The 22,689-nt window shown below is 52.7% G+C and carries 26 protein-coding genes and 1 pseudogene; 1 reads left to right on the top strand and 26 read right to left on the bottom strand.

What is annotated here, in order from left to right; translation table 11 throughout:
• Positions 1-5: 5 nt before the first annotated feature.
• The 20 genes and pseudogenes from COW20_12865 to COW20_12770 form a co-directional block, all read right to left on the bottom strand.
• Positions 6-2,252: a hypothetical protein gene (locus COW20_12865; protein ID PIW47470.1), complete on the bottom strand. Its 2,247-nt coding sequence runs from the start codon at positions 2,250-2,252 to the stop codon at positions 6-8.
• Between the two features lie 12 nt (positions 2,253-2,264).
• Complete coding sequence (locus tag COW20_12860) at positions 2,265-3,497, bottom strand: hypothetical protein (GenBank protein ID PIW47469.1); 1,233 nt, start codon at positions 3,495-3,497, stop codon at positions 2,265-2,267.
• Positions 3,463-4,551 (bottom strand): baseplate protein, encoded by a 1,089-nt coding sequence (locus tag COW20_12855; GenBank protein PIW47468.1) that lies wholly within the window; start codon positions 4,549-4,551, stop codon positions 3,463-3,465. Before COW20_12855 ends, COW20_12860 begins: the two co-directional genes overlap by 35 nt.
• Positions 4,548-4,904 carry a baseplate protein gene (locus COW20_12850; GenBank protein ID PIW47467.1) on the bottom strand — a complete coding sequence of 119 codons (357 nt, stop codon included), beginning with the start codon at positions 4,902-4,904 and terminating at the stop codon, positions 4,548-4,550. The genes COW20_12855 and COW20_12850 overlap by 4 nt, the downstream gene beginning before the upstream one ends.
• Complete coding sequence (locus COW20_12845) at positions 4,901-5,122, bottom strand: hypothetical protein (GenBank protein PIW47466.1); 222 nt, start codon at positions 5,120-5,122, stop codon at positions 4,901-4,903. The genes COW20_12850 and COW20_12845 overlap by 4 nt, the downstream gene beginning before the upstream one ends.
• Before the next feature lie 58 nt (positions 5,123-5,180).
• Positions 5,181-5,717, bottom strand: coding sequence for a phage baseplate assembly protein V (locus COW20_12840; protein PIW47465.1), 537 nt, complete (start codon positions 5,715-5,717; stop codon positions 5,181-5,183).
• Positions 5,714-6,715 carry a hypothetical protein gene (locus COW20_12835; protein PIW47464.1) on the bottom strand — a complete coding sequence of 334 codons (1,002 nt, stop codon included), beginning with the start codon at positions 6,713-6,715 and terminating at the stop codon, positions 5,714-5,716. The genes COW20_12840 and COW20_12835 overlap by 4 nt, the downstream gene beginning before the upstream one ends.
• A complete protein-coding gene (locus tag COW20_12830; protein ID PIW47463.1) occupies positions 6,706-6,915 on the bottom strand; it encodes a hypothetical protein in 210 nt (69 codons plus the stop codon). The genes COW20_12835 and COW20_12830 overlap by 10 nt, the downstream gene beginning before the upstream one ends.
• Positions 6,912-7,814, bottom strand: a complete 903-nt coding sequence (locus COW20_12825; protein PIW47462.1) for a hypothetical protein — start codon at positions 7,812-7,814, stop codon at positions 6,912-6,914. Before COW20_12825 ends, COW20_12830 begins: the two co-directional genes overlap by 4 nt.
• Complete coding sequence (locus COW20_12820; protein PIW47461.1) at positions 7,811-10,321, bottom strand: phage tail tape measure protein; 2,511 nt, start codon at positions 10,319-10,321, stop codon at positions 7,811-7,813. Before COW20_12820 ends, COW20_12825 begins: the two co-directional genes overlap by 4 nt.
• Before the next feature lie 155 nt (positions 10,322-10,476).
• The gene (locus tag COW20_12815; GenBank protein PIW47460.1) at positions 10,477-10,761 is read right to left on the bottom strand and encodes a hypothetical protein; all 285 of its coding nucleotides are present in this window, start codon (positions 10,759-10,761) and stop codon (positions 10,477-10,479) included.
• An 8-nt stretch (positions 10,762-10,769) separates the two neighbouring features.
• On the bottom strand, positions 10,770-11,291 hold the full coding sequence (locus COW20_12810) for a phage major tail tube protein (GenBank protein PIW47459.1): 522 nt from the start codon (positions 11,289-11,291) through the stop codon (positions 10,770-10,772).
• Between the two features lie 21 nt (positions 11,292-11,312).
• Entirely contained in the window at positions 11,313-12,743 is a 1,431-nt protein-coding gene (locus COW20_12805) for a phage tail protein (protein ID PIW47458.1), read from the bottom strand.
• Positions 12,742-12,967: pseudogene (locus COW20_12800) on the bottom strand (hypothetical protein). The gene COW20_12805 and the pseudogene COW20_12800 overlap by 2 nt, the downstream one beginning before the upstream one ends.
• Positions 12,968-13,429 (bottom strand): hypothetical protein, encoded by a 462-nt coding sequence (locus COW20_12795; protein PIW47457.1) that lies wholly within the window; start codon positions 13,427-13,429, stop codon positions 12,968-12,970. It abuts the pseudogene before it with no gap.
• 4 nt (positions 13,430-13,433) lie between these two features.
• Positions 13,434-13,844, bottom strand: a complete 411-nt coding sequence (locus COW20_12790) for a DUF1320 domain-containing protein (GenBank protein ID PIW47456.1) — start codon at positions 13,842-13,844, stop codon at positions 13,434-13,436.
• Positions 13,841-14,026: a hypothetical protein gene (locus COW20_12785; protein ID PIW47455.1), complete on the bottom strand. Its 186-nt coding sequence runs from the start codon at positions 14,024-14,026 to the stop codon at positions 13,841-13,843. The genes COW20_12790 and COW20_12785 overlap by 4 nt, the downstream gene beginning before the upstream one ends.
• A 4-nt stretch (positions 14,027-14,030) precedes the next feature.
• A complete protein-coding gene (locus COW20_12780; protein ID PIW47454.1) occupies positions 14,031-14,966 on the bottom strand; it encodes a hypothetical protein in 936 nt (311 codons plus the stop codon).
• 27 nt (positions 14,967-14,993) lie between these two features.
• Positions 14,994-15,296 (bottom strand): DUF2190 domain-containing protein, encoded by a 303-nt coding sequence (locus COW20_12775; GenBank protein ID PIW47483.1) that lies wholly within the window; start codon positions 15,294-15,296, stop codon positions 14,994-14,996.
• Between the two features lie 36 nt (positions 15,297-15,332).
• Positions 15,333-16,334, bottom strand: coding sequence for a hypothetical protein (locus COW20_12770; GenBank protein ID PIW47453.1), 1,002 nt, complete (start codon positions 16,332-16,334; stop codon positions 15,333-15,335).
• 269 nt (positions 16,335-16,603) lie between these two features.
• Here COW20_12770 and COW20_12765 point away from each other — a divergent pair, with 269 nt between their 5' ends.
• A complete protein-coding gene (locus COW20_12765; protein PIW47452.1) occupies positions 16,604-16,921 on the top strand; it encodes a hypothetical protein in 318 nt (105 codons plus the stop codon).
• A gap of 34 nt (positions 16,922-16,955) precedes the next feature.
• On the opposite strand, the gene COW20_12760 is transcribed toward COW20_12765, so the two are convergent.
• The 6 genes from COW20_12760 to COW20_12735 form a co-directional block, all read right to left on the bottom strand.
• Positions 16,956-17,528 (bottom strand): hypothetical protein, encoded by a 573-nt coding sequence (locus tag COW20_12760; GenBank protein ID PIW47451.1) that lies wholly within the window; start codon positions 17,526-17,528, stop codon positions 16,956-16,958.
• Entirely contained in the window at positions 17,528-17,707 is a 180-nt protein-coding gene (locus COW20_12755; GenBank protein ID PIW47450.1) for a hypothetical protein, read from the bottom strand. Before COW20_12755 ends, COW20_12760 begins: the two co-directional genes overlap by 1 nt.
• Before the next feature lie 153 nt (positions 17,708-17,860).
• Positions 17,861-19,078, bottom strand: coding sequence for a phage head protein (locus COW20_12750; GenBank protein ID PIW47449.1), 1,218 nt, complete (start codon positions 19,076-19,078; stop codon positions 17,861-17,863).
• Positions 19,050-20,549 (bottom strand): portal protein, encoded by a 1,500-nt coding sequence (locus COW20_12745; protein ID PIW47448.1) that lies wholly within the window; start codon positions 20,547-20,549, stop codon positions 19,050-19,052. The genes COW20_12750 and COW20_12745 overlap by 29 nt, the downstream gene beginning before the upstream one ends.
• Positions 20,536-21,822, bottom strand: a complete 1,287-nt coding sequence (locus COW20_12740; GenBank protein ID PIW47482.1) for a terminase — start codon at positions 21,820-21,822, stop codon at positions 20,536-20,538. Before COW20_12740 ends, COW20_12745 begins: the two co-directional genes overlap by 14 nt.
• 71 nt (positions 21,823-21,893) lie before the next feature.
• Positions 21,894-22,679, bottom strand: a complete 786-nt coding sequence (locus tag COW20_12735; GenBank protein PIW47447.1) for a site-specific DNA-methyltransferase — start codon at positions 22,677-22,679, stop codon at positions 21,894-21,896.
• Positions 22,680-22,689 lie beyond the last annotated feature (10 nt).

Below are 22,689 nucleotides of genomic sequence, written 5' to 3'. Positions count from 1 at the left end.
CTGCCTTACAGTGCCAGGTCATAGCGTTCGGCCACATGCCAAGATTGACGCCAATTGCTGGTGGAGCCCGTAATTTTAATAACGTACTCAGTGGTGGTCGCCCCTAAATTAAAGGTATATTCGCGCCAGCGAGAGCGAGAATCCACAATTTCGTCTTTTGAGCTGCTTGAGCTGACAGGGCTTCCCCCAATCACCAATTGACAATTGGCTGTGTGAGGGGTGGGGTTGAAATCTTCGAGCAGCAAACGAACCACGATATGATCACTGGCTGTGCCCAAAGTTCTTTCGGTTGAAAAATGCGTGAAACTTGTCCCCATACGGGATACAACCACCTGGGCAGAAGGCAAAAGCAGGCCAGGCATGAGATCTGTGGTCCCCACAAAAACAGCGCGAATGGGCAACAATGCAGGCAGGGAGGCAATATTTTCAGCGCTGCCTTCTTTGATTGGATACCAGATTCCCGCCACTTGGTATTCCCAATAAATTTGGGTACCATCAGGGGTGACGCCTTCATAAAGCATATCCAAATCGCCAATGCCACCAGCCAACTGAAGCGGCTCCATTTGAATGACAGCCCTGGGTGTGGTGAATTGGGCGAAATTGAGCCGCAGCATCAAATCACGATCCGCTGCCTCTGTGAAATAGGCACCATCTTGGGCATACATCAAAACGCCTTGGGTGTAATCTGTGCCTTGCGTGTAACCAACTTTGTGCTGTGCTCCCGAGACCAAAACAATGGCATAGCGGCGGCCAGACTCAACAAAGACCGGGCGTGGGAAGGTGATTTTTTTCCAGCCAGCAGAGAGAGCGTTTGCAGCCAACACCACTCGGGCCACACCATAATCCAGATCGGGCTGTCCACGGCTGGCATCAGTCAGAATCAAGGTCATGCCGCCAGCGGCATCAACACTGCTGAAATAAACTTCAACAGAAGTAAGCCAGCCAGTTTGGGCCATCAATATTGTTTGAGCCAGCACAGAGCCCTGCACGGTATGCGTTGTGGTAACTGCATCCCAGTAAGTTTCGTTAAAGGTGGTATTCCAAAACTGAGTTGCTCGAACTTGCCCGACTTGCAAGATCATATTTTGACGGTATGCAGGGTCAACTTCCCAGGTCTCTCCGTTAATACGGTAAATACCTGTGATAGGGTCGTATTGACCACTGCGCCAAAACCCTGAGTTTGTGCAGAGCGTGCGGGTTTCACCATATTGAATCCGCTCACGCGACATGGCCTTTTGAACCATGTTTGTGGTTTGGTATTGGTATTGATTGATAGTCAAATCCCCAATCCGGGTTTCCATGCGCAAACGGGTCAATTCGTTATAAGCGGGCAAGAGAAAATTGTCTGAGCTGAGCTTTGCCGCAGCATCCAAGGGATTCAACAAAGCCAATCCCAGTTCATCTTGGGCCGCAATCGCGGGACGAATTCCCTCTTGCAAGAATGCGCTATAGCCCACAGCCTCAGTGTCTGACTCATCTTCGTTTAAATAGTGGTCAGCACCATAAAAGATATAATCATCGGGAATTTCCATGCGCTCCTTGACCCTGGCCATATCCATTGCCATTGCCAACATTTGCTGAATAGTGGCGCGGGCGGCAACTGCTTCTCCGAGACCTGCGATGTCACTCACGATATGGTCGATGCGGGGCCCGGCAGATGTAATCCAGCCTTCGGTGGCTTTGAGACGGGTTTGAATGGCGTTTAAATTAGGCAAATGACGGGATTCAGCCAATACAATCTGTTGAATGCCAGAGGGAGACAGCCGGACATGGGCAATCAAGGTATAGCCGGTCGGGGGTTCCGGTTTTTCAGGGGTGGGGGATTCGAGGCCTTGAGCCACATGTGAGATAACCACTCGGCGGCGTTGCATTGCAACGGATTCAGGCTGGGTTTGGCCGGTTTGCAGATCAATCAGGAAGTCGCGAGCTTGCACATCCACATCTTCTTCTTGACCGTAAACAGAGAGAGCAAGCCATTTTTCGTCTTCCAAGGGCAGCATTGAAAAAACGCTGACCACCTGGGCCGCGCTCAAGGCATAAACTTTGCCAGTGGTACCAACATACAAACGACCTGGCGCAATTTCAGCTTCACTGGCTGAGCGAATGGTTACAGCCAACCCCACAAACTGACGCTCAGGGGTGATGGCATCAGTGATCAGGTGTTGCTGGGCTTCGTCCATCCAGCCCTGAGAATTGAGCATATCTGTGGCCTGTAATTCTTGCCGATCGCGGTAAATGACTTGTTTTTCCATGGGAGACTCCTCTTAAAGATTTGTGACGCCGCCAGCCATTGCTGAGCCTGCCAGAGTATGGCCAGCCCGCACGGGGCGGAAAATACGGGTATCGATGGCGATGCTGTCGGAGGCGCGGGCCGCCAAACGCATATTCGCGAGTAATTTTTGCAAAGGCGCACGATCACCTGCGGCAATCGGCCTGCCCAAATAACGCCCCATGAGTGGGTTGCGTTTGCCAAAGAAGGCAACTTCCACCAAGGCACAGTGCGGGGGCATGGTTAAACGGGAATAGCCCAAGTGAGACGCGGCCCGCGCTCGGGTGACGGGGGCATTGGGATCGAATAATTTAATCCGGCGGTACTGCGCCAGCTCGGCATTTGTACGGATAGAATGACGCAGGAACTTCCCTAAAAAAGTGGCTTTGCTGGGTGTCGGGCGCACCTCGGCAATCATTTCGCCATCAGCATCTATGGGCCTGAGTCCTGGCTGAAGAGTGCGCAGACCCAGACTGGCAGAGGGCTGATTGTACAGGGCCACATCTCTTAACGTGATGCGGCGCAGACTGGCGTCTGTGGCTGCTGTAAAGCTAACAGGACCGCCTAAAAAAGAGGCAAAGCCACGTTTCGAGGGAATCACAATTTCAGTTGTGACCTGCTTTTGTACATTTGCAATTTGCCAATCAGGGCTTTCCAACTCTGTTTCTACCCCATTTTTAACCAAAGTGACACGCAGCCGAGAACGCAACAAAGCACTTCCTTTGGCGGGATAACAATTGCCGCCCAAGAAGTCGCCCGTGCAGTGAGCCACTTCCTTTTGACCTGCCACCCGGCGAGGATACAAGCGCAATTCAGGATGTAAAGCCAGCCAGGCATTGCGCTCTGCGGGTGTGGCAGCAGCAGAAAGAAAGGTTTTATTGGGGGGAGCAATAATCCGGCGCACCTGGCCACCGGCTTCAGCAGCTTCGCGGATCAAACCTGCAGAAGTACCCCGCATTCTGTGGCGGGCGTGGGCCGCCTTGATAATTGCTTTGCGCTCTTTTTCAGATTGAGCCGACTGCCAAGCGGCTGTGTCCGTGATTCCAAGCATTTCAGCCAAGAAAGGCAACATGGCACTTTCTGCGGAATTCACATGCCAGACGGTGTTTTTCCAGGTGTGCAGATTAAAAAAACGGTCGGTCAGCTTGGCAATGGGTGCCCAGCGCTCAGATGATGCCAGTACGGGGGTAATGTCAGTCACTCTCGGCCTCCGTAAATTCAGGTACAGGCCAGCTCAAAACAGCGTATTGATGGGGCTGAATGGGCACATTGGCTCCTGCCAAGACCACCTTTTTGATACCACCCAAATTTTGCAACCTGGCGCTGAGTTCTGAATCAACCAGGTCATAGCCCAGAGTCCGGGCCAGCTTGATTTTGTGCAGGTTCAATTCAGCTTGAGAAGCTGTGAGCAAACTCGAAACAAGGGCCCCAATCCGGGGGATTATGGTGACTTCAATGGGGGCGGCCACTGCCACAGCGGCAATCACATCCACGCGATCAGTCAGGGGGCGGGTGTCATCTGCCCGGACAGCCCGATCAACAGCGGCCACAATTTCTTCGCTATCCCCATCGGCCAAAACTGCCAGGCGTACCCAACCTGGGGCCAAGACTTGAACGCTGACATCTATCACCCGGCTGTCTGTGCTGAGGGCAATGTAGCGGTAAGACTTGCCAGAACCCGCAGATGGTTGATCCATGGCCAGCATCACCCGCAAACGGAAACGCTCAATATCCTCTTGCTCAGCACCGCCACTTGAAGTGGTGGTGTTGATGGCTTCTAAGCCCGTTTGAAGGGTATCAAAAGGCTCTTTAATGGTGCCTGGCAACAGGCCATTGTATTCCGTGCCAGGTGTATCCGCTTCAGCGCTTACCAAAACCGAAAGCTGACCAGCAGGGATCACGGCATCGGCAATGGTGGCAAAGATGGCCCCATTGTTGGCTTGAATCCGGGTACCTTTGCGAATCAGGGTATTGTTGACCAGTGCCAGAGTTAAAGAAAATTGCAGGGTGGTGCGGGCTGCCTGAGCGGGCAAGCGATAGGTATTCACCAATTCGCCTAAGAATTCCAGCATAGGCGAGCGGGCATATCTGGCTAAGTTTTGACGGGCAGAATCGTTGATACCTGCCCGCAAAAGGGCCTCACGGTAGGCAATCAGGTTAATCATGAGCTGTTCGACTTGAGCTGGATAGAGTGTCTTTTCAGTCAACGCCTCATACTGCGCCTTCAGCTCAGCGACAATCTGAGCTGAATCTTCGTGGATAACCTGCGGGAGGGTGCTCACCTGGGGCGCACCTCCACACTGTCTTCAACCCCATCAGCCAAGATGAAATAGACTTGAATCAAAAGGCTGGAAGTCTCTTCAATACTGACAGAGACCCGTTTAACGGTGCAGCGAGTCTCCCATTTGCGAATGGCTTCAACGGTTTCCCTGACGATATGGGGCCGGGCCCGGTCAATTGGATAATCCAAGTACAAGTGCAGATTGCTACCAAAGTCAGGCCGCAAGGGATCTGAGCCCAGCGGGGTTTCAAGGATAATCCGAATGCACTGGCGAATGTCTTCAATACCCTCGACAAAGCCTTCCCCTTCGAGGGCGGGCTGCCAATGGGCGGTTGTGGGGAGAGTAGCAATCATGGGGCAGGGTCCACGGGAGCCCACGTCCAGGTATTGGGCAACGGCTCTTCAGAGAATGGGACATGGTAAGAAACCCCAACACCGGCTGGGTCTAGGATAAACACAGTCAAATCCCCAGCATCAGCAGACATGGCCAAAGCTCCGACCACTTGAAAAGCGCCTTCGGGCTCTTCGAGGGGGAGACGGTAAAGAATGGGCCTGCCGGGGTAAAGAATCATGGAATACCTCTGATACCAGAATAGGTCTGAATGCCTGAAATGGTCGTGGTGACATGCTTCACACCGGGGCCGGGGGAGGAAAGATAATCTTGCCCTGAACCAAGATATTATTCACCTTCGTGAGCGGGGCATCTATCTCACAGATCTGGGCTTCAATTTTGACCTGTGTGCCTTTCACGGTCACGTTTTGACCTTCGACTTTCACGGGCCCGCTCGCTTTGATGGTAATTTCGCCTTGGGCATCCACCTTGAGAATGTGAGCAGAGCGGTCATATTCAATGATGGTACCGTCTTTAAACTTGCGGTGCCATTTGTCTTTGGATGGGGCCGGGGGTGGATCTTCGTCTGAATAGACCGCCCCGATGATAATGCCTTCTTCGCCCCTGGAATCCAGCAAGAGCGCAACCTGGGTGCCGATGTCGATGGTGTCTTGGCTCTTGTCGTCTTGGGTGACTGAGGCAGCCAGTGGCAGCCAGTGGGTAATCATATCGTCCAGATCGAGGAGCTTGACCTTGACCAAGTATTTGTCTTCGTCGATCTCTTCGATTAGGCCATAACGCAGGGTAACAGCTGATTCATGAAAGGTTTCGCTCATGCCGCCACCCGCTTCATTTGGGTTTCTGTACTGTAACCACTGCGCGAAAGGGTATGTTTGGCCTCGATAATCATGTATTCGCCATTGAGTTTGCCGAATTTGGCCACCGTTACTCTAGCCCCTGCCACCAAACTTTCATCTCCCCACAGAGTGAGAGTAAAACTGGTTTTGTCGATTTCATGCCGCTCTTGCTCAGCTTGGGCCACTTCTTTGGCTTGACCTGGCGTCTTGACGGGGACCACCTTTTTGCGCGTATCGCTGGCGGTTTTGTCTTGCGTTTGGGCCTGAGCGTCACCTGTAACAAGCTTTTTCTTTTGTGGGTCATGGTGCTTTACCTCAGTTTTGGCGGGCACTTCTGTGATTTTGTCCCGGTATTGGTAGCTGGATAAATCTGCAGGTGTGATTACCCGGATGGCCTTTTGAGTGGCAAGGTCTTTGAGCTTGGCGACCACCAAAGTTTGGTTGTTATTTGTCAGCTTAACTTCATACCCATACTCACGGCACAAACGTATCAGAAAGACCCAATCGGTCTCGCCATACTGGGTGGCCTTGGGAATCTGAATATCTGCAATCTGCCCACTGACCTTGGCTTTGAGCCGCTTGGCAACCTTATCGACGATCCCTTTGAGGGTGGTTTTTTCATACGCCTTGCCAATCCGGGTGCGGGCCTGACGGCTCAGGCCTGCTGAGAGTGCGCGAATACGCACAGCAGCGGGGGGCCCTTCGATCTCAATTTCATCAACTTCAAAGGCCCCGGCCTTGACCAAGGCTTTGTGGGCATAGCCATATTCCAATTGGACTTCGGCCCCTTTTTCTGGGTACCAGGCATCCAGCCAGCGGCCATCGGGGTCCATCACGGAAATATCTAGCTCGTCAGATTGGCCTGTCAGCTTGTCTGTGTACGTGATTTCGGTGACGTAAGGGGCCAGATCTTTGCTGACATCTTTGCCATTGTAAAAGAGCTTAAACGCCGGTTGAACTGCCTGCTTTACTTCCACGGTGGCAGGCCCTGCACTTCTTTGGGCTGCTCGATCAGGGGAATCAAGAGCTTCATGCCAGCTGGCAAGGTGGGTTTGATCGGGGCCTGGGGATTGGTTTCAATCAGGAGACCCATTTGCGTGACATCGCCATAATACTTCCAGGCAATGCTGTCCCAGCGCTCCCCTTCGGTGGTGATATGCTCCAGGTATTGTGTCAATTGGGGCCTCCCAAACGACTGCCCACTTCACCCCAGGCCTGCAAGCGTTCCAAAGCGGGTTGGGTTCCTGCTGACATGCCCACAGCTCCAGACATGTGGCCCGCTGCTGCGCTTAACCCGCCCAGATCGGTGGACTGCTCCAGCATCAAGGCCGCTGTGTTGATTTCCGTTTGGGCGGCACTCAGGCCAGAGGCCACTTCACCAGCGTCTTGGGCAATGACTGCAATCTCTTCGATTTGCTGAAAGTCTTCAATGGGCAACATCTGTGCCATTTCAAACAGCTCAGGGGAATAGGCCCCAGCCAAGCTGACCGCGCCCAAAATATCCCCGTTCTGAGCACTGGCCACAATGTCATTCACGCGGGCCGAAGCCTCGCCAATGGTCTCAATCGTGGCCATGGCTGCATCCAGCGTCTCAAGAAATCCACCAGGGGGCTCTGTCAGCAAAACCGTGGGATTGGCAATGGCCCCAATCGGCAAGGTGTCTTTAATCACGCCGGGGGGATTGGGCTTGGCCGGGTCTCCCGTATACTCCTGCAAAGACATGTTCAGCTCCATGTCGAGAATATTTCCCTCGGGATCGGTGTGCTGCAAGGCCACATCCAAATCTTTGATGACAAAGACGCCCCGGTATTCCCCGGTTCCCATCACCAAGGACAGCGTATTGTGTTTATCCATGTGCTCTTTGAGCTTGCGCAGTTCATCCGCTGGATTGCTCCAAACTGCATTCAAGCGAACAGCCCAGGAGATTTCATCAGGCGCAAAACCCGTGTGCTGCAATGCACTTTTGCGGCCAATCAGGGGAATGTCTGCAAAGTTCGAGGCATATTTCACCCCAAAGGCAGAAGGCCCGGACAAGACCTCAATTTCAGTCTCCCCAAGCGTGGCCCAAGTGGTCATGCGTTGGCTCGTTTCTTATCGTGGCTATAGCGGTCCATCAGGCGCTTGAATTCTGGATAGAGATCCCGCACCGCTTGCTGCATCTGCTGCTCAGAAGACAGACCAGGCCCAGCCATAAGCTGAATCGTGGGCGCAAAGGTAATCTGATTGCCACCTCCAGCGCCACCCCTGGCAGATGCCAAAGCAAGGTTCGGGGCAGCCACTTTGGGCATGTTTGGCGTGGCCGCAATCGCCAGTTTCTTGGCAGCCCCAGCAATACCAGCAGCCTTGGCCACCATTCCCAGCTCCAGGCCAGCGCCCAAGTTTTGACCAAAGCCCATGAAAACCCGAGAAGGAGATTGGATTCCCATGATTCCCGCAAATTTGCTTTTAATGCTATTGGCAATCTCACCAATTTTAGCCAATACCCGTCCTGCGCCTGCTGTAATGCCGTTTAACAGACCCATCATCATATTTGTGCCAATAGATAAAAGCTGGCCCGGCAACCCGGTAAAATAGGTCAACATCTCCGCCCCTTTTTTTATGATGCCAGCAATAGCCAAACCCATTTGAACCCCCATCTTTTGACCCCGGTTGCCAACATCATCAACGGGGCTCAATAGGCTTTTAAGCCAGTTCCAAACGCCCTTTAAAGCGCCCACAATGGGCTGAATAATGGGGGCAACAGCCGCAAAGGCAGCATCAAAGGCCGGTTTAAGGGGCTTCAGGCCCACCATCAGGCCATGCCACAAACCTTTAAAAAAACCAGAGATCGGTTTCCAATATTTGAAAACAAGAACCGCCCCAACTGCAATGGCAGCAATGGCAATACCCACAGGGTTTGCCAGCGCAGCAAGACCCATGGCCCGAAAGCCGACCGCAACAGCCCGCAATCCTGTCAATATGCGTGCCCATCCAGCGCTGGCAAGACCACTGACAGAATGCTTTGCTGTCAGCATTTGCACGGACCATTTTGCTCCAGCGACCGTAGCCACACGCATTGCACTGGCCTTGGTCATAATCAAACCAGGAAGGGCAACAATTCCACCTTTCGCAGCCATGGCTACGGAAGAAGCATAATTTTTCATCCCAGTGGCCATCCTTGTAAAGGTTCCCCCGACTGAGGCATTTCCACCAGCCACAAGTTTGGCTCCAGTGACCGCATTCCAGGCTTTCATGGCCGCACTGCTTTTCAGAACAGAACTCATCAGGGCATAGAACTTGGTTGAAAGAATCGTCACAGCAGCCCCAGCTAAAGGGGCTCCTGAAGAGATCGCGCCTAAACCCATCAATGCAGTTCCACCAACCAGCAAAGCAACGCCACTGATGGCCGTAAGGCCTACCACAATCTTGGTGAGCATGGGATGGGCTTTGGCAAAAGCCTGGAGCTTTTCAGAAATTTTACCCAAACCATCTGCCATGGCTTTGAGTTCAGGCGCAATGGATTCACCCAGTGTGGCAAGCATATTGGTAAAAGTGCCTGTGGCCGAATCCCAGATATTTTTGAGGGTTCGCAGTTGAGCTTCAACTTTGGCGTTCAGATCGGCTTGTGCTTTTGCTTTTCTAGCCATTTCGTCATAGGCTTTTACGCCTCCAGCAACAAGCGTATTAACCATTTGAGAGTCTTGGCCTCCACCAAAAATGCCATCCATTGCTTTTGCGCGCTGCTCAGGAGTCAATTTCTTGAGCTTTTCAAGCTGAGCAATCATTTCACGCGGGCCGTTCATTTTGCCCTGTTTATCAAAAAACTGCATCTCAATGCCCAGTTTTTTAAGACTCTGGTGGGCCGTGGTTGCTTTGTCGCCAATCTGGTACTGGTACTTTTTGAGGTTTTCCAACATGCCTGCAAAGTTCGTGCCTACCGTTTCACCGGATAGACCTGTTTTGATCAACTGGGCATACATGACACTGAGAGATTTTGCTGACTCCAAGCCCTGCATACCTACATTTTTCAATGCACCAGCAGAACGGCCAAAGGCATACTGCATCTCTGTGGTTTCAACACCCAGATTGGCTGTGCGCTGAATGGTATCCATAAACTTTTCCATGTCTTTGGCTGCCACCCCAGCCGCCTCACCTACTTTGGCGGCAAAGATAGCAGCGTCTCTATAAGGCATTTTTAACTGAACACCCAGATAAGCGGCTGACTTGCCAACCCCGCCAAGAATGGATTGAGCAGACACCCCCTGCTGATTCAGAGCTGTCATCATTTCTTGGAAATCTGCGGTCGTGCCTGGCAATTTATTGCCCAGATCTGTGGCCAGTTTGTTGACCTGCTCAAAGCCTTTTGAGATGCCTTTGGAGTCCATCATCGAAACTCGCAGGCGGGTTGCCGCGTCTTCAGCTTCAGCAAAAGCCGCAATAGGCGCTTTTAAGCCATTGAGAATCCCTTGCCCCATTGCTCTTGAAACAACACCTGTGGCCATCAAGTCATGACTCAGCTTTTTCACATTGCCCTGAAACTGCCCCAAAGGACCACTGGCCATGTCTTTGAGAGTTAACAACATGGCCAAAAGCATGTCAGACATGGATTAATCCTCCTTGGGGGTGTTGATAAAGTTCCAGTACTTGATTGACTCGTCACACCACCACGCCAGGTCGTCGATATCCATTGCATCTATTTCAGATGGGCTGGCCCCAGTGACATGGCTGAGGTGAATGAGTTGTTGAGGGGAGGGAATTGCTACTTTCCCATGAGTTTGTTGGAAGCCTGGATCAGGGCATTACAGTCTTCAAGATCCATCTCCAAAAACTCGTCTTCGTAGCTCAGGGATTCGCCGTTGATAGTCGTACAGTCGGCAGCCAGAATCATGCCAAACTCATTGGGGTCATCGGTGATTCGCATCGCGTTTCTGAGCTGTTTTCCTTTGCCTTTGCGCACAATCGCAGTGCGGCCATCAGACAGGGGCACTTCAATTTGGGTGGGCTTGGCTTCCTGGGATTCAGTGGTTTGGGTTGTAGGTTCCATGGTTTAGTCTAACCCCCAATATTCGAGCGGTATTGCGTGAGCATATCCACGCCACCCACTTTGTAGATGTTTTCGAGCACATCAATTTCCACAATGTCTTCACCGTTCACGGTCTGCTTCATGTAGGTGCAGGCGTAATCGGTCTCCATCTCGACATTGTCCTGGGGCTTGAAATTGCCACCGGGGAATTTCTTAAAGGTCAGGGTCAAGGTAATGACCACTTTGGCCTGAGCTGTGCGGCCTTGGCCGGTCCAGGATTCCAAAGAACCCCGAACCTGAACCTGTGCTGCCTTGAAGGGATTGGCCGTTTTTTTCATGACATCGGGATAGAGGCTGGACCACTTGATCTTGCCTTCGAGCTTTTCAAAACCTGAGAAGGCTTCGATAGAGCCCACCATTCCCAAGGCCTTGTGTTCGGCCATTTTCATCTTGATTTCAGGCAGGGTGATTTCTTCGACGCGCCCCAGCAGATTGTTCCCATCAAAGAAACAATTGGCATTGACCAGGCGGTTAATTTCGATTTTAGCCACGGGGGGTTTTCTCCTTTAGTATTAAGCGGCGGCCCCGAGGCCAGCCAGCAGGTTGATGTCGATAAAAGATTCAAACGTGATACGCTCAGCCGGGGTCGGTGGGACAAATGTCACGTCAAAAGTGAGGTGCCCGGCAGCAATTTCCGTGGGCGGGTTCTTGGCCGGGTCGTATGTAACCAGGCCGTCGATAATAGCCCCACGGCCAATCAGGGTGCGAACAAAGGCATTGGCACTCTGCAAAATGGCGTCAATTAAGACATCATCAATGGGATAGTCGATGAATTGCAGCATGGCAAATTCAACCGATTCATGCAGCACATCAGCAGTGCGGCGCACAGAGATGAAATTCTTGGGGCTGGTATTGCTGGGGAAAGCGGCGCTGCGGTTGCCCCAGGTGCGCAGACCCGTGCCAAAGCTGTTGAAAATGGTCATGATGCCCGCTTCGTTGAGCTGGTTGGCTTCGGTATTGGGATCGTTGACCCGTGCAGAAATGGAGCGTTCGGCTCCGACAATACCCAAGATTTCCATATTGGAGGGCGACCACCAATAACCGTTGTCCACATCGCGGCGACACATCACCCCAGCCAAGCGCTGGCTAAAGGGCTCCAGGCGGTTTTCATCCAGTACAGGGTCGTAGACCTTGAGATGGGGATAGCAGAGAATTGCCCGCTCAGAGCTGGTATTGAAGTTGATCGAACCACTGGGGCCGCGTCCGGTGATGGCCTGGGCCGGGGTGGTGCCAATCGGTGCATCAATCAAGGCAAAAGCACGCAGTTTGACAGCCATGCTGATCATCTCTGCGGCAACGCTGTTTTGGGTGCAGAAGACAGGTGAAATCAGGATCTTGGCAAAGAATCCAAAGAGGTTATATGTGTCTTCGAGGGCCTTGATTCCCGTGCGCAGGCCGCCCACAGTCACTTCCCCGATAATATCCGCTGCAACCACTTCAGTGGGATCGGCATAATCATAGCTGGCTTTGGCTGCCCCACCGCTGGCAATGGCCCCGCCGACCACGCGCTCAAGCTCGCCAGTGACGAGATTCACTTTGTAATCGGTGTTGAGCACATAGGTCACATCACCGGCATTGTTTTTCAGCACCAGATTAGCCACATGGGGATTGTCCAGTTTGACTTTGTTTGTGGTGGTACTGAAGGTAACGGCTTCGTCTGCCACTGCTGTTTTGTGGGTATCGGGGTCCAAGACGTTGATCACAATCACCGTGCCCGCCCCTTGATCAAAGATGGCGTCCAAGGCCTGGGGGATGGTAAAGCCGGGGGTCATGGGGCCAAATTGGGCCACATCGCGGTCGCTGTTGATGACAATCGGCTCGTTGATTGCACCCATGGGGGCAGTGCCAATCAGGCCCACCACAGCTGTTTTGACTGTGCGAATCGGGCGGGGGCCTTTGTCGTTTTCGATGGTTTCTACACCATGCAGGTAATTTACAGCCATCAGACTTTCTCCTTCTCTTTGGGGGCTTTGACTTGGTTGGAGGGGGCTTTGACTTGGTTGGGGGTGGCTTTGGTGGGTGCCAGGCGCTTTTGAGCAACCAAAGATAAAACGTACTCGTTTTCAGCAGGCAGGTCGTAGGTCTTGCCATCATAAAACAGCACTTCGCGCCCATCGTTTAAAGTGGTTCCAGAGGGCGGGCCGGAATAGGTGTAGCTTGCCATCAGTTAAATCTCCTCAAAAGTTAATTCCTTAAGTAGCGGCCCGATAGTGGGCTCTGCATCATCCACCCACATGGCTTGGGTAGTGAGTATCAGGCTCATGCGCCAGGCGCTGTCTTCGTACCCTTGATTCGTGACCCGGCCCATGCGAAAGGGGGTGAGGCCGGAATCTTCGGGCCGCCAACCCAGCAGGGCTTTGCGGGCAGCTTCGAGCATCGGGTATAGTCCGGCGTTGTCCCGCAATGAGCGCGAGAGCAAAACCACCTCATAACTCAAAGTCACGGGCTGGGCCGAGGTGTAAAGATCCACCCCCTCGGCGGGATCTGCTCCAGTAAAAACCACCAAAGCAGCCCCTCTGGGATGGGTGAAATTCCAGGGTTTGTCTGGGAGCGCTTCGACCGGCAGAGGGGCCAAGGCAATTTTCAGCCGGTCCACAATCGCGGTCTCAATCTCCATCTCCCAGGTCATTGCTTCAATACCCCAAATTGCTCATGACAGAAGGGGCGGCCACGTAGGCAATACCTGTGGCTGCGGCGGCTCCTGAATCAGCGGTGGGCAGGCCCAAGCTGATCTTGCCATCGGCCACAGCCATCAGGTATTTCACTGCATCTTCGTAGCGTTTGCGGGCATCTTCGATATCCCCCAAGGCCCGAAGGTTCATCAGGCGATAGAGAGCGATGTCAATGCTGACGCGGCGCAGATTCTCTGGTACGGTCCCAAGTGGGAGAAAATACCTGGCTGCCAGGTAGCTGTCAATTTCAGCACTGGCATCTGCCAACGCCCGAGCAATGGCCACTTCATCCGGCTCAGTAGTGCCAGTGAGATCGGCAACCAGATGGGCAGGGGAAGCAGCAATCAGATCTTCGGGCGTGGCGTAGCTCATTTGTCAGCTTCCGTCTTTTTGGCGGTTTTAATGGGCGTTTTAACGCCGTTTAAATCCACTTCGAGGGCAGCACCGCTGTCCAGCAGAGCCTGGGCCTGGGCTTTGGGTAGATCAAGCACGTCGCCCTTGACAACCATCTCGCCGTCGTGCTTGAGAGAATCAATGATTACTTTGACTTTCATCGGCTTAGGCCACCGCGTTGGTGATCAGATAGCCCGCTTCAGCCCCTGCAATCACGGGCGAAACTTCATCAATCACGGGATAGAACCATGAACGGCTGCCAGCTGCGTAATAACCTTGCTCGGCAATCGGGTAATTGCGCAAGCGGTAGGTATAGCCATAGCTGGGGGTGCCCATGGATGCCAGGTTTCCGGTGGCGACATAGGCCAAGATGACATCTTTGCCCCAGATATCTGAGAACACGCCTGCATCCGATGCCGTAACACCTTTGCCAACCACAACTTCGTCAATGTCCCAGAGTTTGGCCAGCATGTCTGTTGTGAGCGAATCCCGACCTGTGTATTTCATCCGGTCGAGAATACGGGTGTGGACTTTTAATGCTGAAAAAGCCTTGGGTGAAAGCAGTGTGATATTGGGATAAAACCCAGTTTTGGCGCGAATTGCCTCACGGGCTGTTTCAATGTCTGCAGAGGGGTTAGAATCGGCATGGCTCCATTGAGAGGAACCAGAAAGAGTCACCTTGTTACCTGATGCGTAGGTGCCCGCTGTTCTGGCAATGGTGGCCTGCTGGTACTCCAGGCGCAAGGAGATAATATCCTGGGCCTGTTGGACAGCGCCTTTGCTCAGGTCAATACCTGGAACGGCTTTGGCTTCTTCGAGCAGCTCGATGGGCACCTTACCAGAAATGGCGTGCTGTTCGAGCGAGTAACTGGACCCTGAATAGCCATAATCCACGACAGCCACATTGCCACCGGGGGCTCTGCCTGTCTGGTACAGCTTGAAAGAATCTTTTCCAAACTGAATAATTTTCCCACCGCGCTGGCCCACAGGCACTTCGGGAAACAACTTCATACCCACCCGCTCAGGGTGCTTGTAACCACGGGCCACTTCTGTCAAAACGGGATCGATGACACGGGCCTGTGAAGGATTCATCTGGGACATGGGGTTTTTCTCCTTGTGTTCTGGGGATTAATTGGGGATCAGCATGACTTCAATGACATGGCCTGCACCAGTTGCCTCTTGCAGTGCCCGACCCACAGCAACGCCAGCATCAAGGGTTTCAATGCGGCCATCGGCACCCACCTCGACCAAGGCCCCTTCGGCAATTGCAGCAGAAGCTTCAGCGGGCGCTGTGCCCAGCGTAACGACTGGGGCTGTTTGACCAATGGCGGCATCGGTCAAAGCCACGCCCAAGGTATTCCCCCCATCCGAAGGCAGGCCACGGGTAGGGGAAACAAAACGATTGGCTGTCAGGGCAGCCACAGCAACCAAAGATAGAGTGAGAACAGAACGGTATTGGGCTGACATTTAGGCAGCACCTCCTTCAATAGCGCGAATGGCTTCGGTATAGAGTTTGCCTGGGTTTTTAGACATCCATTCCTTGGCTTTCTGATGAAGAGCCAAGCTTTGGGCGTCGACTTCATAACCGGCAGGGGCTGCGAAGTTAACAGCGACAGGGGGCGTGGCCGCCTTGTCTGCGGGGGCGACTTCGCTCAGATTGACCTGGGCAGGCAGGGCCGCCAAAAATTCCTTGAATGAATCCAGCATGGGTTTTTCACCTTCGCCGAGATCCACATTTTGGCCATGAAGACCTTCCATAAAAGCCAAGACTTGAGCCTTGTCTTTGGGCAGCAAGCGCCCAGCCTGGATATGAGAATCGAGCTGGATGCCCCATTCTTTTTGACGCAGGTCGCGTTCGCGCTTGGTCAAATTTTGTTCAGCCAGGTCGATCTCAGTTTTTTTCTGAGTCAGTACCTGCTGTTCTTGTGCTAAGCTCGCTTGCTTTTCAGCCAGCGCCAAGGCAGGGTCTTTGTTTTCGTCACCCATACGGGCCTCCTCGAATTCGATGATAATCGTCTGATCAGACTCGCTATTGAGCACCACTCCCTGAAGCCCTTTGACCGCTGGCGGCTGTGCTCCCAGAAAACCCAAGTGCTTGATGGAATAACCACCGGGCACAGGATTGGCAGGAGCATCAGGTGGATACAGCGATACAGATACCTTTTTGTACAAACTCCGCTTGACGAGATCTGCCATCTCAGGCAGCAGCTCCGTATTCAGCCACAAGCCATCTGATTGCAAATCAACTGAACGCACCCAGCCAAAAGCAGGGTCATCCGTTGCCGGGTGGCCAATCACGACAGGAGCTTCGTGTAAAGCGGGATTATAAGACTCAGCGATATGAGCCAGGTCAAAAAGGGAAAGGGAAACAGCGCCACCCAAGCTCTGCCAAGTGCCTGCTTTCAGCGCGTGAATGCGGGCCGGGCGAAGATTGTGGGTGGGTGTTTGGGGAGAAAGTGCTTGATTCATGCCCCCATCGTAGGCGGCAAGGCGGTGTGGTGTCGTGGTGACATACTTCACACCGGGGATAGTTTAGAAGGAGAATAGCGAGACGCCGTAGAATCGATTTTAAGGCCGGTGTCAGATCTGAATACTCTCTTTATACCACCAAGCTGGTCAAAACAAAATTTAAACGGCTTTCAAACGGGGTTAAACGGGTTTTGTTTTCATATATTAGGAAAAGAAGGTAACATTAGATCTTGGAATTTAAAAAATGCGAGGCTTAAGCAGTAAACAATATGGCTAATTTTCAAATTAGATATGATTTTTTGGAAGATCTACCCACACCTCTTCCTGATTTTACTCAAGAACTTACAGATTTCATTAGCGCAAACTCAAGATTTACCATGCCCCCTGATTTTGAACTCATACATTTACGACAAGCCGAAACAGCTCTTGGCAGGGAGTTTGTCGAAAATCGCTTTTCTTTCGTTGCGGAATTTGCTGATCAGGATACAGCAGAACAAGAAGCCGTTGTTTTATCGAATAATATCAGACGCAGATTCTTTCCCAATTCCACACAAGTGGCTATCAGAACAACTGTGACAGCAGTTTAAAAACTTGGAAAATAGCCACCATCCCCAGAGAGATTCAGGCCTTCAAATACTTCTCAACTGTCTCTAAAATTATCGAGCGGTCCTCATCCGAAAAGCCCAGATATGGGCGACCAGGAATACTTCCCCAAGGAATTGGTGCCCCGCGTCTGGTTGCCCCAAAGGCCCCCTTGCCTGCGCCAAAGTGCTGTACCCGCGAATAAATCATGTTGCTGCCGACTTTCAAAGAGTCAGATGTGGCCCGGTAATTTATGGTTCCTGAGAGCGCTTTGCTATCACCAATCAAGGGCTTTTTACCAGAGACACGTTCCTGACCTTTTTTTCTCAGTCCTCCCACCTTAATTTCCCGTTTGCTCCCAGATTTACTTGTGACTGTCTTAATTTTGAAATTGCCTTTGGTCTGGCTGAGCATTTTCAGGAGCGTGCTTTCTTTGTTTGCGGCCCACTTTTGACCGTCTGGGCCTGTACTGGTTTCAAAGCGCTTCTTGACACTCTCCAGCATCTCTTCCCCTATTTCAGACATCACAGGCTTAAGGTTGCTGGTCTTAAGTTGCAAGCGGCGCAGGGAGTTGAGCACCATTGAATCATCAAGCTTGATGTCAAATTGCATCAGAAAAAATCGTCTCCCTTGAGTATTTTCAGCTCCAGGTCAAACTTTTCATACTCTGCGATCACATGCAAACTGGAGCCCACTTGCTGGCCAATCAGCCAAAGGTTGGGATTGTTTAGCGAGAGAAAGGATTCAATTCTGGGATTGCCGGTCTGGTGCCTGAAATGGTTGACCAACATCTCTACTTCTTCGGGGAAAAGGGTTTGGGCTGTGTTGTTAGACATAATGGCTCTCAGGGTATAATAGAAATGGCAGGGGAACTACTGCGAAGCGTTTCGGACGTAGGGATAAGGCTGAAAAGCACGTACCGTTGCAGCTCCTGCCAAATCATCTTAATTCCCCCCTTGAATGTAGAATGTTGTCGAAACCAACATCTTTCGTTTCTTACGATATTCAAGCACCAGCGAATACTTATCTTGACCAATTACCTTTGAGTACTCGATCAATGGATTATTTGTAGTATGAGATAAGCCTGAGTCTGTAATTTCATCTGGTGAGTTGAGTAATTCAGGAATCTTTTCATAGTCTTCCTTTGTGACTGCTCTTTGACCACGCAAGGCTTCAGATTTTAAGTCTCCATGTTTTTTCTGGATATGTCTTACCGAAGACGGGTCAAGCGCAAAATCATACCCAGCCACATCAAGGCCTTTCAATTCCTGAATTTTAGAGACATCTTCAGATGTCAGCAGGCCCATAGACTGGTATTCGGTATGATTGCGATCATCCAATACGCGCCCAGCAAACTGCCTTGCCGCGTCTCTTGTTGATGGCAAATCACGCATAGAGCGGGAAAATTGGTCTTTGAGCCCTTCCGGTAAATTCTCCAGATAAGCCTTTGCCAGCTCATATTTCCATTGCACGGTGCGAGCGGCCAAGGACGTCACTGTGGCGCTGACAGTATTGCCGGGCATATAACCCCAACCCTTGTCTATGCCCACTGGCTCACCCGTGCGGGGGTCAATCTCGTCATCAGGGGCCTGCCCCACTTTATCTGGATTGTTCCGGCCTCTTACCCGGCACTGACAGCCCCAGCCATTGGGTGGGTAGTGCGCATTCCAAAACGGATCATCTGCAGAGAGTACCAGACCATTCCAACCCAAGTGCTGCTTACGCGGGTGGGCCACGGCATTGCTGTGAATGTATTCCCAGTGAGTGAATTCGGCATCACGGAGCTGGGCCAAGCGTCCGGCAGCATAACTGGTGGCCATATTGGTTTGGTAAATGACCTTTGTGCGCCAGTTGAATTCCCCACGGTAATCCCAGCCATGGCGGGCAGTAATGCTTTTGAAGTCTTTGCGAAAAGCGCCCAAACTTGTGCCCTGGCTGATCGCTTTGTCCACGGCAGCGGCAAGGTCAGACAGCAAATCCGCTTTGGCAGCGCCTGCCACCATAAAGCCCTTGTCATGCGCTTCTTTTTGCATGTCTGTCCAGCGCTCAGTGGGAACCAGATTGCCAAGTTTCTGCCGAAAGAAGGCCACCTGTTCTTGAAAGGGCTCCCGAAAGACGCCTGAGATCGCGGGCTCAGTCATCGGCGGATTCCTGTTCAACATCGTACCGTCCCGCCAGTTCAGCGGTCAGCATGGCCAAGGCCATCACATCCCCAAGTTCATCGCCGGGCAGCTCTGCATAGGCATTTAAAAGAGCATCACGCAGAGTCGGGAGATCGGGGGCGCTGTTTACCAGCTGCTGAATGTGGTCCAGAATTTTACGCCAGGCAGGCGCACTTTGTTGGTCCAGTGCATTGGCCAGGGGCTCAACTGGGCTGGGGGTCAAGTCAATTTCGTCGCCTTCGGCTAGGGCCGGGGCGGTCTGTTCTTGTTTGGCGGGAATGGGATCGGGCTTCGTTTCTGGCTGCGGGGGTTCGATGGGCTCATAATCGTCGCCATAGATACGGGTCACGGCTTCGGGGGTGAGTTTGAATCCCATGTCAAAGAGGGTTTTGTCTCGGGTTGAGCGCTGCTCCAGATCTTCGGCGTCTTCCATATCTCGCCAGACCTGAGGATAAGCAGCCCCAGCAAAATTGTAGTCAACCAGCCAGCGCACCCAAGAGCTGTTAGCAGTTTGAGAAACCAAGTCGGCATCAGCTTTTACCAAATCTTGGCGAACCGCATAATGCACCGTGGCTTGGGAATAGCTGCTCCCGTCTTCGGTGGTCATGGTTTGGCCGAGGATGACCTTGGCAATTGCGCTATCCCAATAATGGAGCCATTCTCCATAAGAGGCATTCCCGCCCCGTGTGGCTTCGAGGAGTTGAATTTGAGTACCTTCGGGAATGATAATCCCTGAATCCATTGCCACAGCCCGAACCGCCCCCAAGAGCTTCTGACGCTCTGAATCTGAGGCCCCAGCGGGAAAGGTTCCCATGGCGGTGGGCGATGCAAATTTTTCCATAAACTTGGCCCAAAAGCGGGCCCCGTTGCGTTTAAAAAAGACGGGCCAATAGAGCGCATGGCCCAGGCCCAGGCCATAAGGTTCATCGTTGTGGCTAGCGCCAACACTCGAAACCCAGAACTTGCGATCAGGCAAAACCTCGCCATTGGGGTTTCTGTGGGTGAGCATTTTAAGGGAGTTGTCGGGGGCGAAAACAAAGCGGCGGCGGTCACGCACGCGAATGTCTGAGATTTTGACCAGGCTATTAACAACCCACATGACTTCGGCCACAGCATAGCCGTACAACCTGGCGTAAAGCATATGGTCGGTGATCGTGTCCCAAGGCAGGGCCTTCAAGGTTTCTTGGACCAGTTTAGCCGCCAATTTGTCCTGACGCTTGGTGCCCCCTGGTGTCACTGTCCATGGGCGGGCAAGCACTGCATTTCTGCGCTGGGCAAAGGTAGCAGAAACCTGATCGTCTTTGAGCAGCTCCTCATACGATTCCAGGCCTCCCGCCTGTTGCAAAACTTTGTCGGTGGGGCTCAGGTAATGCAGGGCTTCGACAAATCCTCTGGTAATATCCCGGCCATCGTTGGTACTGGCAATTTCGTTGAGTTCGGGCCGTGTGGTTTTGGCCTCAGTATCCGTCATAACGTGCTCCTTCTACTGTTCCCCAAGTTGGCAGCCACAGGCCACTTTCCTGCTGGGTGAATTCCCCTGTGGTTTGAATTTTGTTAAAGTCTGGCATTTCGGCACTGGAGGCCGCCATACAGGCCAAACCCAATGCCCAGAAACGGTCAGCATGTGATCCATTGATGCGCGGAGCAGAAATCTGAGGGATGCCAGTCGGGCCAACCCGCTTAGAAACAGAGTGCAAGTCATCTCGCAGCTCAGAGCGTTTTGGCAGCTTCAATTGCCGGTCTTCCATTCGCTGCTTCAGGGCTGTGGCCATTTCCATTTTGGCCGGGCCTTGAAACAAAACCCCCAGAATCCGGCTGGAGCCGTGTGCCGCTTTGGCTTCTTCGACAGGCATTTCTCCCATACCCGTCTGGTCAAGTGCAGCCCGCACCACCCGATAGGTTTTAAAGATGCGATCCAGCTCGGCCAATTGCTCCCGAAAGGGTTTACGCTCCAGTTCGACCCATTCGCGCAGCCACAAGACGCCCTCGACGTCTTCGAGCACATAAATGGTGGTCAAGTCACGGCGGCGGCCAAAGTCCATCCCGACAAAGCACAGCCCCCCTTGATACTCTTCGGGCATGCCCGCCAAGGGATCTTCACACGCATCAATCAGCTCAAAGGTTAACCAAGCTGTGGCTGCGTCAATGAATCTGCATTCAAACTCCTGGGCCCAGCCATCGGGGTCATTCATCCCATCGCGCAGCTCTTCAATGTCGCGGTCCAGGCCCTGAGCCACCGCCTGATAAATGTCGATGACATGCCGGGAGAAAACTCGGCCCATCTTTTCCGAGTTCATGACTTCAAAGAATTTGTCACCCATACCATTGGGGGTTGAGATGACACGCAGCTTCAGATCACGTCTGGAAATAATGGGGAATAAGGCCCGCCAAATGGCGCGATTGTCTTTGTGAAAGCCAAATTCATCTAGGATAATATTGTCGGATTTGCCACGGGCTGTGGCGGGGTTGGCGGCCACAGCACGAATACGGGAACCCCCTTTGAAGCGAACTTCATAGGCCAGTTCGTCGATGTCTTCATCAAAGGGCTGTTCGAGGTATTCAAACACCGTTCGATAAGCGTTTAAATGCAATTTCACACCCGTATCGATGGCCTCTTTGGCCTGGGCCTTTGAGCCCGAAAGAATGGTCCAGCGAGAGATGCGGCCTGTGGCTTCAGCCTCCATGCAATCGTCGGTGGCTTCGAGGGTTGTAGTGAATGTCTTCCCTGTTTGACGGGCAAACATCCCCGCTTTGAATCGCGATTTGTCTGCCAGATAGGTTTTTTGGTAGGGAAGAAGGATAGACAAAATTTACCTCAAGCGGCGCGGGCTTGGGATGCAGCCAGTCTTTCACAGGCAATCTTGTGGTATTCGGGCACTGATTCAATCCCGATATACGTCAGCCCCTGCTCCAGTGCAGCAACGCCAGTGGTGCCACTGCCTTGAAAGGGGTCTAAAACCAGCCCCTTCTTGGGCACAACGCGCACCAGTTCTTTCATCAATGGGAGCGGCTTTTGGGTCAAGTGCTGCTTGTGATTGCTCAAAGTGGAATGCTTCAGCACCCCATCCAGATAGACCGGGGGTTCAGGGCCATCTAAAACACCTGGCTTTTTGGCCCAGAGAATCAGCTCGGATTGAGAGCGAAAACCATTCTTGCGCGGGCGTGAGCCCCGGCCTTTGTCCCAGACTGGGACCGCCTGCAGGGCAAAACCTGAATAGCTGACCACGTTGATTAGACTGGGCAGGCTACGCCAATCGCAAAACAGCAGCACTGTTGCTCCTGGTTTGAGAACCCGGTAGGATCTGCGCAATATCTGACCCATCATATCCTGCCAGGCTTCAGGCATGAGCGAGTCCCCGTCAATATCTGGCAGAGGGGCGGCCCCTGTGCTGCGGTATTTTTCCGAAGAAGGCTTCAGACGGCCCATCAGAGTATTGGCACCAGTTCCGTAAGGCGGGTCAGAGATCAAGGCATCGACAGAGCCTTCTGGCAGGGACTTCAGCACTTCGATAGAGTTGCCGTGATAGGCACTCCAGCCAAGGCCCGTTTCGAGAGTAAACGCGCTCCTGAGATAGGGACAAATGGGGCAGAGATCAGACATGGGGTACTCC

This window comes from bacterium (Candidatus Blackallbacteria) CG13_big_fil_rev_8_21_14_2_50_49_14 (genome assembly GCA_002783405.1).
In the GTDB taxonomy this organism is placed as follows: Bacteria; Cyanobacteriota; Sericytochromatia; order UBA7694; family UBA7694.
This window is presented reverse-complemented; position numbering and strand designations above follow the sequence as displayed.

Excerpts from the sequence above, each read along its gene's own strand:
- COW20_12805 (PIW47458.1), bottom strand. The coding sequence starts at position 12,743 with ATGGCTGTAAATTACCTGCATGGTGTAGAAACCATCGAAAACGACAAA.
- COW20_12745 (PIW47448.1), bottom strand. The coding sequence starts at position 20,549 with ATGACGGATACTGAGGCCAAAACCACACGGCCCGAACTCAACGAAATT.
- COW20_12750 (PIW47449.1), bottom strand. The coding sequence starts at position 19,078 with ATGTTGAACAGGAATCCGCCGATGACTGAGCCCGCGATCTCAGGCGTC.
- COW20_12735 (PIW47447.1), bottom strand. The coding sequence starts at position 22,679 with ATGTCTGATCTCTGCCCCATTTGTCCCTATCTCAGGAGCGCGTTTACT.
- COW20_12865 (PIW47470.1), bottom strand. The coding sequence starts at position 2,252 with ATGGAAAAACAAGTCATTTACCGCGATCGGCAAGAATTACAGGCCACA.
- COW20_12790 (PIW47456.1), bottom strand. The coding sequence starts at position 13,844 with ATGAGCTACGCCACGCCCGAAGATCTGATTGCTGCTTCCCCTGCCCAT.
- COW20_12785 (PIW47455.1), bottom strand. The coding sequence starts at position 14,026 with ATGAAAGTCAAAGTAATCATTGATTCTCTCAAGCACGACGGCGAGATG.
- COW20_12840 (PIW47465.1), bottom strand. The coding sequence starts at position 5,717 with ATGAGCGAAACCTTTCATGAATCAGCTGTTACCCTGCGTTATGGCCTA.
- COW20_12825 (PIW47462.1), bottom strand. The coding sequence starts at position 7,814 with ATGACCACTTGGGCCACGCTTGGGGAGACTGAAATTGAGGTCTTGTCC.
- COW20_12845 (PIW47466.1), bottom strand. The coding sequence starts at position 5,122 with ATGATTCTTTACCCCGGCAGGCCCATTCTTTACCGTCTCCCCCTCGAA.
- COW20_12740 (PIW47482.1), bottom strand. The coding sequence starts at position 21,822 with ATGTTTGCCCGTCAAACAGGGAAGACATTCACTACAACCCTCGAAGCC.
- COW20_12760 (PIW47451.1), bottom strand. The coding sequence starts at position 17,528 with ATGCAATTTGACATCAAGCTTGATGATTCAATGGTGCTCAACTCCCTG.
- COW20_12815 (PIW47460.1), bottom strand. The coding sequence starts at position 10,761 with ATGGAACCTACAACCCAAACCACTGAATCCCAGGAAGCCAAGCCCACC.
- COW20_12795 (PIW47457.1), bottom strand. The coding sequence starts at position 13,429 with ATGACCTGGGAGATGGAGATTGAGACCGCGATTGTGGACCGGCTGAAA.
- COW20_12780 (PIW47454.1), bottom strand. The coding sequence starts at position 14,966 with ATGTCCCAGATGAATCCTTCACAGGCCCGTGTCATCGATCCCGTTTTG.
- COW20_12820 (PIW47461.1), bottom strand. The coding sequence starts at position 10,321 with ATGTCTGACATGCTTTTGGCCATGTTGTTAACTCTCAAAGACATGGCC.
- COW20_12755 (PIW47450.1), bottom strand. The coding sequence starts at position 17,707 with ATGTTGGTCAACCATTTCAGGCACCAGACCGGCAATCCCAGAATTGAA.
- COW20_12850 (PIW47467.1), bottom strand. The coding sequence starts at position 4,904 with ATGATTGCTACTCTCCCCACAACCGCCCATTGGCAGCCCGCCCTCGAA.
- COW20_12765 (PIW47452.1), top strand. The coding sequence starts at position 16,604 with ATGGCTAATTTTCAAATTAGATATGATTTTTTGGAAGATCTACCCACA.
- COW20_12770 (PIW47453.1), bottom strand. The coding sequence starts at position 16,334 with ATGAATCAAGCACTTTCTCCCCAAACACCCACCCACAATCTTCGCCCG.